Source organism: Halomonas sp. SIMBA_159 (assembly GCF_046536035.1).
Lineage (GTDB): Bacteria > Pseudomonadota > Gammaproteobacteria > Pseudomonadales > Halomonadaceae > Vreelandella > Vreelandella venusta_A.
Map to the genome: position 1 here is coordinate 1 of NZ_JAWJBT010001388.1, position 243 is coordinate 243.

Consider the following 243-nt stretch of genomic DNA (forward strand, 5'->3'; position numbering starts at 1 on the left):
GTACCGTTCTTGTTTCGGACAAACGGTGCATACGTGCTTTTTCGTAAAGCCCCTGCTGAATCTCTTCTAGCAGTCGAGCTACTTCCGTTTCTATTTGATTGTTTGCCACTTCTATCTTCTCTCCCGTGTCTCTGCGGACCAATACCACTTTTTCTTGCTCGATGTCTTTTGGCCCGATTTCTAAGCGCAATGGGATGCCACGCATTTCCGTTTCGTTGAATTTCCAACCTGGCTTTTTATCGC

The 243-nt window shown here is 46.5% G+C and carries 1 protein-coding gene; it reads right to left on the reverse strand.

Annotated features, from left to right (window positions below):
* On the reverse strand, positions 1 to 243 hold a 243-nt coding region (locus R0J87_RS23800), incomplete at both ends, for a His/Gly/Thr/Pro-type tRNA ligase C-terminal domain-containing protein (RefSeq protein ID WP_498889485.1).